4 protein-coding genes, 2 tRNA genes and 1 pseudogene are annotated in these 14,865 nt (G+C 53.3%); 1 reads left to right on the top strand and 6 read right to left on the bottom strand.

What is annotated here, in order from left to right; genetic code table 11:
* Positions 1–7 precede the first annotated feature (7 nt).
* The 6 genes and pseudogenes from AC07NP_RS05535 to mdtK form a co-directional block, all read right to left on the bottom strand.
* Positions 8–8,596, bottom strand: coding sequence for a glycoside hydrolase family 94 protein (locus AC07NP_RS05535; protein ID WP_494659815.1), 8,589 nt, complete (start codon positions 8,594–8,596; stop codon positions 8–10).
* A 361-nt stretch (positions 8,597–8,957) separates the two neighbouring features.
* Positions 8,958–9,034: transfer RNA gene (locus AC07NP_RS05530), tRNA-Val, on the bottom strand.
* 4 nt (positions 9,035–9,038) lie between these two features.
* Positions 9,039–9,115: transfer RNA gene (locus tag AC07NP_RS05525), tRNA-Val, on the bottom strand.
* Between the two features lie 291 nt (positions 9,116–9,406).
* Positions 9,407–10,749 (bottom strand): annotated as a pseudogene (locus AC07NP_RS05520) (cation:dicarboxylate symporter family transporter).
* Positions 10,750–11,023: 274 nt separating this feature from the next.
* Positions 11,024–12,163, bottom strand: a complete 1,140-nt coding sequence (ompC, locus tag AC07NP_RS05515) for a porin OmpC (protein WP_494659814.1) — start codon at positions 12,161–12,163, stop codon at positions 11,024–11,026.
* A 441-nt stretch (positions 12,164–12,604) separates the two neighbouring features.
* Positions 12,605–13,978: an MdtK family multidrug efflux MATE transporter gene (gene mdtK, locus AC07NP_RS05510; RefSeq protein WP_203357964.1), complete on the bottom strand. Its 1,374-nt coding sequence runs from the start codon at positions 13,976–13,978 to the stop codon at positions 12,605–12,607.
* 218 nt (positions 13,979–14,196) lie between these two features.
* On the opposite strand from mdtK, the gene AC07NP_RS05505 reads away from it, so the two are divergent.
* Positions 14,197–14,838, top strand: coding sequence for a riboflavin synthase subunit alpha (locus tag AC07NP_RS05505; protein WP_494659813.1), 642 nt, complete (start codon positions 14,197–14,199; stop codon positions 14,836–14,838).
* The last annotated feature ends 27 nt before the right edge of the window (positions 14,839–14,865 follow it).

Genomic DNA, 14,865 nt, shown 5'->3' with positions numbered 1-14,865 from the left:
GACGGCATCACTTTTGCAGGATATCAACCGTATGGTTTTGCCCGTCATCCAGCAGCGGGATTTTATCATCTGGCAGTGTGTTGCTATCCAGTGTGACCCGATATTCCTCGCTGCCGCGCGAAATGGTGATGTGATACCAACTGTGACCATGCTGGTACATCAGGCTGAGTGACGGCCATTCATCAGGCAACTGAGCGTGAACAGTGAAGGTGTCTTTGTAACGTTTAATTCCCAGTAGCTCCTCAGTCAGCAGTCGGTATGCCCAGCCAGAAGATCCGGTATACCAACTCCAGCCGGCACGTCCGGTATGCGGCGCGACGCTGTAAACATCCGCACTCATGACGTAAGGCTCCGCTTTATATATTTCTACTTCGCTGGCATTTCGCGCATGGTTTATCGGATTGATCATCGACCACAACTGCCAGGCGCGTGCGGTTTTGCCCATCCGGGCAAACGCCATGATTGCCCAGATTGCGCCATGCGTATACTGCCCACCGTTTTCCCGCACGCCAGGCAGATATCCCTGAATGTAACCCGGATTCGGTCCGTGACCATCGAACGGTGGTGCCAGCAGTTTGATCAGGCCAGCATCGCGGTCTACCAGACGTTCATCCAGCGACTGCATGGCTCGGGCGCTGCGTTCCGGACTTCCGGCACCGGAGAGTACGGACCAGCTTTGCGCGATGGCATCAATCTGACAATCCTGCGAAAGCCTGGAGCCCAGAGGTTCGCCGCCATCAAAATATCCGCGTCGGTACCATTCACCGTCCCAGCCAGAGGCATCGAGGTTTTTCTGTAATTGCACGGCCTGCGTGCGACACAGCAAAGCAATACTGGCGTCCTGACGCTGTTCGGCAAGATCGGCAAAGCGCTGTAAAATGTCATACAGGAAGAACCCCAGCCAGACGCTTTCACCTTTACCTTCAATGCCGACCCGGTTCATCCCGTCATTCCAGTCGCCCGCCCCGATGAGCGGCAGGCCATGCTGCCCAAACTGTAGCCCATGCCGAATCGCTTTCACGCAGTGCAACCAGAGCGTCTCTTCGATGGCGCTGGTTACCGGCGTGTCGTAAACGGACTCTTCGCCCGGCTGGAGCAGGCGACCTTCCAGATAAGGTATGGGCTGCTCCAGTACCTCTGCATCTCCGGTTGTTGCCACGTAGTGACAGACGGCCAGCGGCAGCCAGAGATAGTCGTCCGAACAACGTGTGCGCACGCCACTGCCCTGAGGCGGGTGCCACCAGTGCTGGACATCGCCTTCAGTGAACTGCCGTGACGCACAGAGGACAATCTGCTCGCGCAGCCGTTGCGGCGCGGTGTGACTCAACGCCAGCGTATCCTGCAATTGATCGCGAAAACCAAACGCGCCGCCGGACTGATAGTAGCCGCTGCGCGCCATCAGGCGACAGGCCATCGTCTGGTACAGCAGCCAGCCGTTCACCAGTAAATTAACGGTACTGTCCGGCGTGTTGATCACCATTTTATCGAGCATGTGGTGCCAGTAGCGATGAACCTTGTTCAGCTCTTCGCGCGCGGCCTCTTCGTTGAGATAGCGGGTGAGTGTTGCCTGGGCCTGAGCCTGATCTTCGCCAACGCCGAGCACAAAAATAAACGTCCGTTGATCGCCATCGATAAGTGTGGTCGCAGACTGCACTGCGCCGCAGGGGTCAAGACCGGCGCCTGTTTTATCAGACAGCCTGCGCAGGCTTAATGCCGCCGGTTTTTGCAGTGAACCCTGACGACCGAGAAACTCGCGGCGATCGCCCGTCAGCGAGCAATGCACGCCGGTAACAGCAAAAAATGCAGTGCGTCCGGCACCGCTGGCGCCATAAAAGTTATTGGCCATCACGGCGCATCCACCGGCGACGCTTGCCGCATGGGTGACAACATGCAGCGCGGAACGTGTCCGGGATTCACCCAGTGTCCATTCCACGTAGCCTGTAACTGATAGTCTGCGCGTGCGCCCGGAGTTGTTACTGAGCGTCAGGATCGCCAGTTTAACCGGAGCCTGTTCAGCAACCAGCACCGTCAGTTCGCTGTCGATGCCGCGCTCACGGTGAGAGAACACGCTGTAGCCGAAACCGTGGCGGGTAAGATAATCCCCCTCGCCGCGTACCGGCAGCGTGGTCGGCGACCAGCACACGCCGCTCTCTTCATCACGCAAATAGAAGGCTTCGCCGCTGCGGTCGCTGACCGGGTCATTTTCCCACGGCGTTAACCGGTATTCATGGGCATTCATATACCAGCTATAGGCTTGTCCTGCTTCCGACAATACGCTGCCGAAACCGGCATTTGCCAGCACGTTTGACCAGGGGGCGGGCGTCGGTTCGTTTTCCCTGAGCACAATCTGATATTCACGACCATCCTGAGAAAAACCGCCAAGCCCGTTGAAATGGAACAGCTGAGCGGTATCCGGTGTCCAGGGGAGATGCTGGTTTATCCCCGGCCCAACGTGCGGAATAAAAGGCCGCACCGATGTTTTAGGGAGATGAATACGCTGATCAAGCTGTTCATTCAGCCCGCCTGCGCGGTCATCCAGATACAGGTGCGCCACACTCAGCAAAAGCAGCTTGTCTTCGGCGGAAAGATGCTCGCCATTACGGACAAAAATCCCGCCGGATTTATCCAGTTGACTGGCCTCAGAACCGGCATAAATCAGATCCATAATCTGGTTTTGCAGCGCCTGCTGATAACCTCCTGGACTGTCATTCAGAATCACTAAATCCGCCGCCAGCCCTTTTAGCCGCCAGTAGCGGTGCGCCTGAATCAGCGTGGTAACGGAGGGCATGCTCTCCTCGCTGGTGATACTGAGAAGCACAATGGGCAGATCGCCAGAAATCGCCCAGCCCCACAGACCCGACTGTCCGCGCCGGTTACGGCTGATTGTCTGGCTGTCGGCACGCAGTTCCTGGCAGGGGTAAAGGATCGCGCTGGCAAGGCGATTAAACAACGCGGCATCGTCTTCATTGGCATTAATCTGCCGTAATACCACCAGACTGTGCGACCAGGCCAGTTCGAAGACGCGATCGGCGATGGGGTGATCGCGATATTTTTCCAGCAGCGCCAGGCTTTGCTGACGGCTTTCGCTGAGACCATAAAGGATATCAATAATCACCGGTTGTCCGGGTTGTCCGGGTTGCAGGGTGACGGCGTGGCGTATCGCCAGTACCGGATCCAGCACGGATCCCGCCGTGTTGCTGAGCGGCCCGTGTTGTCTGACCGTCAGAGCTTCTGCCGGGCTTCTGCCGCGACCGAGAAATTTCGCTCTGTCGGTTTCAAACGAGACGTTCTTCCGCGTATCGCCATGCACCACCATCATGTGAAACAGCCAGGGATTTGGTTCATCCGGAGAGCGCGGACGTCGGTGACAGAGGATGGCATTCTGGGCGGGGATAAGCTCAGTCTGGATAAATAAATTGCTGAATGCCGGATGCGCCAGATCGCTGGCCGCAGGCGCCAGTACCACTTCCGCGTAGGTCGTCAGTTCCAGGAGACGTGGGTGACGGCCATGATGCAGCAGCGTTACCCGCCGCAGTTCAATATCATCTTCCGGCGAGACCACAATCTGCGTTTTGACGCTGATCGCGCCGAGCGTGCGTCTGAATTCCGCGCCCGCATCGGTAAATATCACTTCATCGTGACAGTTGTTATCTGCCGTGGGTTGCCAGGTATTGCTCCAGACTTCACCCGTTTGCGTATCGCTGATATAGCAGAATGCCCCCCAGTTATCGCGGGTGGTATCGCTGTGCCAGCGGGTGAGGGCGATATCGTTCCAGCGGCTGTAACCGCCGCCGCCAGGCGTCATCATCAGATGGTAATGGCCATTGGATAACAGCTGCACTTCAGGAACCAGACTGTCTACACGGGTGAAAATGCGGGGTTCGTAGCGAACCGGTTTGACTCTCCCTTCATGAGACTCAAAATGGCGGCGCGGGCTGTAGAGATCGACCGCATCCGGCACTCGCTCCTGCAACAGCAGGCTCGCCGACTGAAACGCCGTACTCGACATGAATCTGTCGGCCATTGGGGCGTTAAGCAACACGTGAGCCAGAGCCTGAAAGGCCATGCCCTGATGGTGCGCCATCCATGACTGCACCACGGCATACAGCTGTCCGGTTGCCAGGCGTGACGGCGTATAGTCCAGCGCTTCATAAAAGCCGTATTCGCCGCGAGCGCCGATTTTCTCCAGCCTTGCCAGGTTCTCACAGGCTTTCTGTGGTGAAACCATCAGTGCCAGTAGCGTGGCGTAAGGGGCGACCACCATATCGTCGGCCAGCCCCCGGCGAAGACCCAGGCCAGGAACGCCAAATGCCTGATACTGATAATTGTGCTGAACATCAAACGCGTGGTAGCCAGACTCTGAAACGCCCCACGGCACCCCGCGCTCTTTTCCCCAGTGAATCTGGCGCATCACCGCCGACTGGTTCATGTCGTCAAGCAGGCTGCCGGGACAGGTGGGCATCACCAGATTGGGCATCAGATATTCAAACATTGAGCCGCTCCAGGACATCAGCGCAGTCTCTTTCTCAATGGTGGTGAACAGCCGCCCCAGGGCGTACCAGCTTTTGAGCGGCAACTGGTTGGTTGCGATGGCGAGAAAGCTGGTCAGGCGAATTTCGGAGGGCAACAGGTCATAGTGACTCTTATCCAGCGTATTACTGTCGCAGTTGTAGCCAATGCTGAGCAGGCTGGTCACGTTGCTGTACAGGAAGGTGAAATCCATGCGTGCATGCTCATTCAGCCGCTGTTCCAGCTCGGTGATGATATTCAGTCGCATGCGTGCCAGCGCGATCGTCGATGCCGGAGGTGTTCCTTCGCCGGTAAATGTTGCCTGAGCAAGCCAGTTCAGTGACGGCAGGGCCTGCGCGTCATACTCTGGCGTTAACCAGCCCAGCAAATGCGTCCATTCGTGGCAGATCAGCACCAGTTGATGCTGTAAGTGTTCAGTCCAGCGCAGCACAAGATGGTCTTCGTGATGACACAACGCCGTCAGATGGTTGCTTTGAGTGCGCATTTTTTTGAGTTCGATAAACAACAGCGCCGGAGGCAACGAGGCGGCGCTGTGACAATGTTTGCGCAGCAGTCGCAGCCCGGTTGGCGCGTTCTGCCCCCAGTGTTTTTCCAGGATGCTCAGCGTGTCGTCCAGTCCGGCCAGTACCTGTTCGCTGTTTAAGACCGGCTGATTGCGCAGGGCAGACAACCCTTCGCGTAGCGTCAGTAAATGGCCTGCCATATTGCCGCTGTCGACACTTGAAACATAACGGGGGTTGAGGGGCGCAAGGGTGCGGGTGTCATACCAGTTGTACAAATGACCGCGGAAGTGCTCCATTTTATCCATCGCGTCGAGGGTGAGCGTGATGCGCTGCAACACCTCACCGATGGGCAAATAGCCCAAATCCCACGCGGTCAGGTTGGCCATCAGCGACAGACCAATGTTAGTGGGGGAGGTTCGGTGGGCAATCACCGGCTGCGGTATTTCCTGATAGTTGTCAGGCGTAAGCCAGTTCTCATTTGCCGTAGTGAATGTTTCAAAAAAGGCCCAGATCTCACGGCTCGTCTGCCGTAACAGCTGTTTCTGCTCTTTATTGGGCGAAAATGCGTTACGTACTGGCGGGCGACTCATCCAGCTCAGCAGCAGTGGCGTCAGGCACCACACGATACTGACCGGCAACGCGATCGCTGAGAACCCCGGCGCAACCTGCGCAGTCAGCACCGTTAACGCCACACCGCTGACCACATTCATCCACATCGCCCGGTAAAAGCGCACGGGGGATGTCTTCGTCCGATCGCTGTCCGGGCTGAAGCTGGCCCACTGACTGAGGTTGCGTTGACTGAACCCCAGCCGCCACAGCGTCACGGCAATGGCGTATAAAGAGTACCCGGCTTCATGCGGTAAGGTGACAATGTTCAGCCCGATGCGGGAAAGCCGCTTCAGTGCGCCGGTCGCAACCAGCAGCAGATGTTGCCCCACGGGACGGCGGGCGGGTTTCCTGATGAGATCGTGGGTGACGGCCATCGCCGTGGGTAGCAGCCATACCAGCGCCAGGACGCCCAGCCAGTAAAATGGATTGGGTACCCACACCAGCGTGCAAAACAGAAGCGCCAGCAACGAAGGCGCCACCAGGCTGCGCCGCAGATTATCGAATAATTTCCAGTAAGAAAGCGCGGATAACGGGTTTTTATCGTGAGTTCCATCCGCCTTTCTGACGCGGAGTTTAAGCCAGTTAAGTAACTGCCAGTCCCCGCGGATCCAGCGGGTTCTCCGTGCAACGTCGGTAAGGTAGTTATTCGGGTATTGTTCGTAAAGTAAGATCTCGCTCAGCAGACCCGAACGGGCATAACACCCTTCCAGTAAGTCATGGCTAAGGACCAGATTTTCAGGGCAGGTATTTTTCGTGGCCTGAACAAAGATATCGACATCGTAAATTCCTTTCCCGACAAACGACCCCTCTCCGAAGAGATCCTGATAGATATCGGAAGACATCATCGAGTACGGGTTGTTGCCCGGTACGCTGCTGCACATGGCGGCATAGCGACCCTGTCCGTTACGCGGCATCTCTTCCGCCAGCCCTGGCTGTAAAATTCCATATCCTTTGACCACCCGCTGGCGTGCGGGGTCATATTCCGGCTGGTTCAGCGGATGCGCCATCGTCGCGACCAGCTTATGCGCGGTATCACGGGGCAGAACCGTATCACTGTCCAGCGTAATCACATACCGGATCGCCTCCGGTAACAGATCAGCAGGCAGCCCCGCCACGCTGGAAAACTGTGTGTCAGGATGACGTAACCAGCTGTTGAGCAACGCCAGTTTGCCCCGTTTGCGTTCATAACCCATCCATACGCCCTGGGGCGGGTTCCATTCAGGTGCGCGATGGAGCAGATAAAAACGGGGGCGGCTGGCCGGATAGCGACGGTTAAGATCCTGCATCTGTGAGAGAGCCTGATCGAGCAGTTCGCTGTTTTCCGGCGAGTTTTCATTCGCTGAATCAATGAAGTCGGTCAACAGGGCGAAACAGAGATGTTCGCTCTGATTACCAAGCCAGCAAACCTCAAGACGGGTAATGAGTTTGCTGATACTTTCGCGATCGTTCAGCAGACAGGGGATCACCACCATGGTCGCGGAACCCTGCGGGATACCGGCAGAAAAATCCATTCGCGGTAGCGGTCGCGGTGAGCGAAAACGGGTGGTCGCCTCACTCAGCAGATCGCTTGCCAGTTGGCTGATCGCCACAATCAGCGGTATTGCCAGCGGTATCAGCAACCAGCCCATCCCCGACAGCGCCGTTTCGTGCACTATTTCGGCTGTCGCCGCCATCGTCAACAGGCTCAGGCTGCCAAGCCAGGAGAGCAGGGGGATCTGGTTGAAACTGTGCCGCAGGCGGATGAACCGCGAGGTGTCGGCTGACAGCTGTATTTCCAGACGCTTCCGGCCTTCACCCATCAAAAAATAGCCAATATGGCGTCCCGGTGTGTCAGGGGGGGATTCTCTGGAGAGCGTGAGCACGCGTCGGGCGACGTCGGGTTCGCTGAAGCGGCTGCCCCGGGCCAGAATTTCAATCACATGGCGGTAATGGTCGCGGGTATCAAAGTGCATCAGGGGATAGATACCGGCAGGGTCCTGACGTAACGTCTGTTCCACCGCGCTCATGGCTTCAGCGAAATCGGCCCAGTTGGTTTCACTCAGTAAACGCAAACCGGTGATACTGTTGCTTACTGAAAGCTGGCTGGCGGCAAGCTGCTGGTTGAAACGATGAATGAGGGCATCGGCGGTGACGCCCTGCTCAGCAAGACGTTGCTCAATCCAGGTCAGCGGCAGCGCCAGCACATTGCCGCGCCCCTGCAGGCGGCGTACCAGTTCGGCCACAAATGCACTGCTCAGCGGAGGGCGGGAGCGCGCCAGATCGGCAATCACCATGATCAGGTCGGCGGGGGCATTCTCGGCGCACTCGACGATTCGCGTAACCCAGGTGTCGGCCAGATTGCGTTCCTGCTGGGCTTCTACCACCTCTATGCTGACGCGGCGTAGATTTTCAATCAGGGCCAGTCGCAGCATACCGGGTAAAGCCCATATTTCGCCTAACGTGAGCGGCGCCACTTGCTGATAAGCGGTGATATAACTGGTCAGACTGGCGGTGTCCCAGCGTCCGTCTCCGTGTGCGATGGCCTCGGTCGCGATATCGTAAATGCGTGGACACGGGTGTGGCGACGCCAGTGCCGGTAGCCCCTTACCGAAGTTTTTCGGCAGGTGCTGGCGAACGATACGGATCTGCTCCTCAATGAGGTAGTAATTATCCAGCAGCCACTCGCCAGCGGGCATAATGCTCGCCTTTTTTCCGGCATTGAGCACATAGCAGTTTTGCGTAATGACGGCCTCATTATCGCTCAGTCGTTTGAGAAGAGAGTAAGGCAACCTGTCAGGAGACAATTTATGGGAACGCGCCAGTTTTTGTCCGAAACGCGCCATCTGCGGTGTCGAAAACAGCTCGGCTCTGAGGCTATTTTCGCCTGGCAGTTCGTTGCTCTGGAGCGTCTGTCGCTCAGCTACAGGCGGTAAGAAACGGAAATGGCTGAACCACGCCCTAATATTCATTTTCATCGAAGTTGCTCTGATGCGACGTTAACGCGCGGGAGCAGTTGCGAAATCAGTTCAGAAACATTTTCTCAGGATGGGCGTAAGGCATCGGGGATTTAACAGCTGCTGGGACACTTCATTAAGTATAGAACATCGATTTTTTGCCAGGATTGCCTCACGATTCAGCGCGGCGAAGTGTCTGGTGATCGATGGGGCTAATCTAAGATGAACCAAAGCGTTGTGGCTGCAGGTGGAAGGCAACGGACGGCAACGGAATTGAGAGAAAAAAATGCTTTATTGACTGCGAGTAAGATAAAACTAAGTATTGATAATATTGAGGAAAATTTAATGAGAATAGCGAGGCACCAAGTCACAATCTGTGAAATGGTGCGTCCGAGTGGACTCGAACCACCGACCCCCACCATGTCAAGGTGGTGCTCTAACCAACTGAGCTACGGACGCAAAATGGTGCGTTCAATTGGACTCGAACCAACGACCCCCACCATGTCAAGGTGGTGCTCTAACCAACTGAGCTATGAACGCAACGTTGTAGGTGACAACGGGGACGAATATTAGCGGCAGAGTCAGGATGAGGCAAGAGGGAAATGGTATTTTTCTTTCTGAATTCACTCGATCGCAGAGTATTTAAACAAGTTGCTTATATTTTGTTGATATTGCAGCGTGTTTTTCACTCAGACTGTACGCTGAGGGCATCATGGGGTAGGTGAATTATCAGATAAATGGGGTTGAGGTGTGAACCCTCAGCGTGTGCTCCCGGGGGAAAGGGGCAAACGCTGAGGAGACAGATAGGCTTGAGAAAACCCTGAATACAGGTTAATTCAGCGTTGCACTGTCTTGTTGTTCCTGACCTTTTTCACTCAGCAATCGGGTTGCCAGAACACCAGACATCATTGAGCCATTCACATTGAGGGCAGTCCTTGCCATATCAACGACAGGTTCTATCGCAATAAAGATACCGACCAGCGCCACCGGGAAGTTCAGCGTCGAAAGAACGATCAGTGATGCAAATGTGCCACCGCCACCCACACCCGCGACGCCAATTGAACCCAGCGCAATAGCGGGAAGCAAGGTTGCCAGGAAATGAAGCGATAACGGATCGACACCCATTGTTGGCGCAATCATCGCCACCATAATGGCAGGATAAATACCCGCGCAGCCGTTCTGCCCCATGCTGGAGCCGAAAGACGCCGCAATATTGGCAATCGTATTCGGTACGCCATATTTTTCCTGTGCAGATATCGCCAGAGGAATTGACGCTGCGCTACTGCGTGAGACAAAGGCAAAGGTGAGCACGGGCCAAACGGTTTTAAAGTAGTGAATGGGATTTTTACCACTCAGCACCAGCAAAATGGCGTGCACGATAAACATCATTGCCACCGCCAGATAACAAGCGGCAATAAACCCCAGCAGGCTGGTAAATTGTGAAAGCTGATATGTCGAAAATACGTTTGCCATTAATGCCATCACCCCATAAGGCGTCAGCGCAATGACGATACGCACCATCTTCATTACCCAAATTTGTATGGCATTAATACCCGCACTTAATTTTTTACCTTCTTCGGGGGCGTCTTTTTTGACTTTTAACAGCGCAATGCCAGCCAGAAGGGTAAAAATGACGATACCAATGACGGAAACGCTTCTGGCCCCGGTAAGGTCGAGAAATATATTGGTGGGGATTAACGATGTTATCAAATGTGGTAATGATACAGCCGCCGTTTTGTCGACATCCTCCGCTGTCAGCGTTGATTGCATCTGTCCAAAGGCGCTGGCATCCAGTCCAATGGTGTGCGCTGTAAGCAGCCCCACGAATCCGGCGATCATCACCAGACACAGCATGCAGGCGACGATAGTCAAAGACATCTTACCGATGCCTGCATTGTTTTCGAGTTTGTTAATCGCAGAAAGAATGGATATGAAAATCAGTGGAATGGCGACGAGTTTTAACAGGTTGACATAGCCGTTTCCGATGATGCTATACCATTCCATAATGGTTTTGCTGTTCTCGGCTGCCATAAAGTGGAGAGATATGCCAATGGCGGCACCCAAAAAAATAGCAATGAAGACACACCGGGAAAGAGATTGACTCTTCTGATCTATTTTAAATACCCCCATGAACAGATCAAAAAAAGCGCAACATATGCGAGCGTGGTGAACATATTTTAAGCCTCTTGCCTCATTCAGCACCTGAAATGCCGGAAAGAGTTTGTTTCAGTAAGTAAATCTATGTCTTAAACAAGTCATAGAGCCGGGCGAGATTATAAGGAGGTATGCACCCTGAATGCACACAAAAATTGTGGAGTCGTGGTGATTTATTTGTATGTGGCGAATATTAAGCCAAAGAAAGGGGGAACGGATATTTGTCCGTAGCCAGGAGAATATAAGAAAAAAGCCCACCTATTGCAGAGTGGGCTACTTTATACAGGGCAAATATTAGAACTGGTAAACCAGGCCTAAAGCGACGACGTCATCAGTCGCGATGTCGTTACGTGAGTAGAAGCTGTCGTCTTCGTCCAGCAGGTTGATTTTGTAATCAACGTAGGTGGACATATTTTTGTTGAAGTAGTACGTCGCGCCAATATCAGCATATTTCACCAGATCTTTGTCGTTGTCCGCACCGACCAGGTCTTTACCTTTAGACATCAGGAAAGAAACTGCCGGACGTAAACCGAAGTCGAACTGATATTGTGCAGTTACTTCAAAGTTCTGCGTTTTGTTGGCGATAGTATCAGAACGGCCACCATACGGAGTCATATTGCGGGTTTCAGAATACATGGTTGCCAGATAGATGTTGTTAGCATCATATTTCAGGCCCGTCGTCCACGCATCTGCTTTATCGCCACCGGCGGTTGAATGGTTAACTTGCTCATTAGTACGATCGGAAGAGGTATATGCAGCACCGAAGCTGACGCCCATCCCCAGATCATACGTAGAGGAGATACCGAACCCGTCGCCGTTGGAATTTTTCACATTACGGTCGCCGCCATTGCCTGTACCTTCCTGGGTCGTACCGTCGAAGTAGACTTCGTCTGTGACCTGGTTCTCGTTAGCGCCCTGGTACTGCAGCGCGAAGCTCAGGCCATCAACCATACCGAAGAAGTTGTTATTACGGTAAGTCGCTACGCCGTTGGCACGACCGGTCATGAAGTTGTCAGCTTTGGTATAGGAGTCACCGCCGAATTCTGGCAGCATATCGGTCCAGCCTTCTACGTCGTACAGAACGCCGTAGTTACGACCGTAGTCGAATGAACCGTAATCACCGAATTTCAGACCGGCAAACGCCAGACGGGTGAAGCTGTTGCCATGGTCGCTTTCGGTGGTGTTGGCGTTTACCTGATATTCCCACTGACCGAAACCAATCAGTTGGTCAGTGATCTGAGTTTCACCTTTGAAACCTAAACGCATATAAGTCTGGTCACCATCAGAGTTGGTGTCATCAGAGAAGTAATGCAAACCATCGACTTTGCCATAGAGATCTAACTTGTTACCGTCTTTGTTATAAACTTCAGCAGCGTGAGCTGCACCAGCCGCCATCAGGGCTGGAATGACGATAGCCAATACCTTTCTTTTCATTTTATCCCTCGAATACCAAAATTATTTTTAGAAGATGGAACTAATTGCGATTCATTGAATCAATAATATCCTAAGCTGAATCTTAATAGTTCAGCAAATCCTAACTATTTATTATGTGTTATCAGTTAATACAATCGTAACTAATGGAAATATACATTCATGCGACGAATGAAATTATGTTTCACATATAATTTGTGTATTTGTTTTAAATATTAAAATCGTTATAATTATCGAGCCGTAGACCTGTGCGGCTCTTTTCATCGTTAGTTTTGTGACTCAAATATGAGTTTTTAATTTATTTATTAAATCTACAATGAGAGGAATGGATATGCACTTGCGTGATATTCTGCTTACGCAGTAGTACATTTATTCATCTGTTGGATACCGAACACACAATGTGTGTTCGGTTTTTTTTTGGGCTTTTAGGTGGGGGTTGCGTATTTATCGCGCAGCGCGTTGCAAAATAACCGTAGAAGGTTGGCGTTGCAGATATCGCATACGCAGCATCATAAGAATGGCTGCGGAGGTCAGACCGATAATAAAGCCAATCCAGAAGCCAGCAGGTCCCATACGGTCAACGACCAGGTCGGTTAACGCCAGGATATACCCGCTCGGTAAACCCAACACCCAATAGGCGGTGAAGGTGATAAAAAAGATGGATCGCGTGTCTTTATAGCCACGTAAAACACCGCTGCCAATGACCTGAATGGAGTCGGAGATCTGATAAATCGCTGCCAGCAGCATTAACTGTGCCGCCAGCGCAACGACTGCCGGATTATCGTTGTAGAGCAGGGCGATATGCTCTCGCAGTGTTACCGTGAAAATTGCCGTCATCATGGCCATACAGACACCGACGCCCAAACCGGTTCTGGCTGCGGTCTGCGCATCCAGTGTTGATCCCTGACCCAAACGATACCCCACACGAATCGTCACCGCCGCCGCCAACGACATTGGCAGTACAAACATCAACGAACTGAAATTGAGAGCAATCTGGTGACCCGCAACATCGACGATACCCAGCGGCGATACCAACAATGCCACTACGGCAAAGAGGGTAACTTCGAAGAATAAGGCTAACGCGATCGGGAGACCCAACTGGACCAACCGTTTCACGACGGCGGTGTCAGGTTTACTGAATCCTGGCTCATTACGAATATCGCGCATCGAACGCGCACGCCTGATGTAGGAAACCATCGCGATGAACATCACCCAGTACACTGCCGCAGTAGCAACACCACAGCCGACGCCGCCCAGTTCCGGCATGCCAAAATGGCCGTAAATGAAGATGTAGTTAACCGGAATGTTGACCAGTAGTCCGAGGAAGCCCATGACCATGCCGGGCTTGGTTTTGGCCAATCCCTCGCACTGGTTACGCGCTACCTGGAAAAACAGATAGCCCGGGGCTCCCCAGAGCAGGGCCCGCAGATAACCGACGGCTTTATCGGCCAACGCCGGATCAATATTATGCATGGAGCGGATGATATACCCGGCGTTCCACAGCACGACCATGATGAGGACGGAGACACTCCCCGCCAGCCAGAATCCCTGGCGCACCTGATGGGCGATCCGCTCACGGCGTCCGGAACCGTTTAACTGCGCGATAACGGGGGTCATTGCCAGCAGCAGACCGTGACCGAACAGAATGGCCGGTAACCAAATGGATGTGCCAATGGCGACAGCCGCCATGTCTGTGGCGCTGTATCCACCGGCCATCACGGTATCAACAAATCCCATCGCGGTTTGGGCGATTTGCGCGAGAATCACCGGTATTGCCAGAGCTAATAACTGACGCGCTTCACTGATATACTTTTGCACGTATACACCTTGTTTTTTGTTGTTATTTGAGAGACCAGAAAAGCCGCCTTGATTGGCAGCAAGAAGAAGATGCAGGGGAATTTGCAGTCTATTGTAGCGGGGAATGTGTAATTCTCCAGTGAAAAAACAGGAGTGAGCGGCACTTTGCTGGCAACCTGAATTTTCACCTGCTATTGTGCTGGGCAGAGATATTCAAACTGATTTCAGGAGTTGCAGGTATGTTTACGGGTATTGTGCAGGGCACCGCCAGACTGGTGTCTATTGATGAAAAACCGAATTTTCGCACTCATGTAGTGGAATTACCTGAATACATGCTGGATGGGCTGGAGACGGGGGCGTCGGTGGCGCACAACGGTTGCTGTCTGACCGTGACCGAAATCAAGGGTAATCAGATCAGTTTCGATTTGATGAAAGAGACCTTACGCATTACTAATTTAGGTGAGCTGAACGTCGGCGATCTGGTTAATGTTGAACGCGCCGCCAAATTCAGTGATGAGATTGGTGGGCATTTAATGTCGGGCCATATTATGACCACTGCCGAGATCTCAAAAATTCTGACCTCAGAAAATAACCGTCAGATTTGGTTCAAAGTGCAGGATCCGCAGTTGATGAAATATATTCTGTACAAAGGATATATCGGCATCGATGGCATCAGCCTGACCGTGGGAGAAGTTACCGCAACGCGTTTTTGTGTTCACCTTATTCCAGAAACGCTCGAACGCACTACGCTTGGCAAGAAAAAGCTGGGCGCTCGCGTGAATATCGAGATTGACCCGCAAACCCAGGCGGTTATCGATACGGTTGAGCGCGTATTAGCGGCCCGGGACAGCGCCGTAAATAAGCTGGCGAATGACGCCTAAAAGATGAAAGTGGCCCCCGCAGAATTT

The organism is Citrobacter sp. GW821-FHT07H02 (assembly GCF_059418505.1).
Note: the sequence above shows the minus strand (reverse complement) of the source record. Positions and strands in the feature narration are given on the sequence as shown.

Bases quoted from the DNA above. Each gene is read 5' to 3' on its own strand.
- AC07NP_RS05535 (WP_494659815.1), bottom strand. From the start codon at position 8,596: ATGAAAATGAATATTAGGGCGTGGTTCAGCCATTTCCGTTTCTTACCG.
- ompC (WP_494659814.1), bottom strand. From the start codon at position 12,163: ATGAAAAGAAAGGTATTGGCTATCGTCATTCCAGCCCTGATGGCGGCT.
- AC07NP_RS05505 (WP_494659813.1), top strand. From the start codon at position 14,197: ATGTTTACGGGTATTGTGCAGGGCACCGCCAGACTGGTGTCTATTGAT.